Source organism: Paraburkholderia sp. J63 (assembly GCF_905220245.1).
GTDB lineage: Bacteria > Pseudomonadota > Gammaproteobacteria > Burkholderiales > Burkholderiaceae > Paraburkholderia.
In genome coordinates, this window is the sequence record NZ_CAJMZF010000188.1 from 1 (window position 1) to 415 (window position 415).

A 415-nucleotide genomic window follows, 5' to 3' on the forward strand; every position below is an offset into this window, starting at 1 on the left:
GGAAAACCTCGCGGTCGAAGCGAAGAAAATGGAAAGCTACGGCGCGACCTGCATCTATGTGGTGGACTCGGGCGGCGCGCTCACGATGAACGACGTGCGCGCACGATTCCGCGCCGTAAAACAGGCGCTAAAGCCCGAAACGCAAACGGGCATGCACGCACACCATAATCTCTCGCTGGGCGTGGCGAACTCGATCGTGGCCGTGGAAGAAGGTTGCGACCGCATCGATGCGTCACTCGCGGGCATGGGCGCCGGTGCGGGCAATGCGCCGCTCGAAGTGTTCATCGGCGCGGCCGAGCGCATGGGCTGGAACCACGGCACCGACCTCCACACGCTGATGGACGCCGCCGACGACATCGTGCGGCCTTTGCAGGACCGCCCGGTGCGCGTGGACCGCGAGACGCTCGCGCTCGGT

At 65.8% G+C, this 415-nt stretch carries 1 pseudogene; it reads left to right on the plus strand.

The features are described from left to right. Window positions 1-415: pseudogene (locus U5775_RS39105) on the plus strand (4-hydroxy-2-oxovalerate aldolase); the annotation flags it as partial.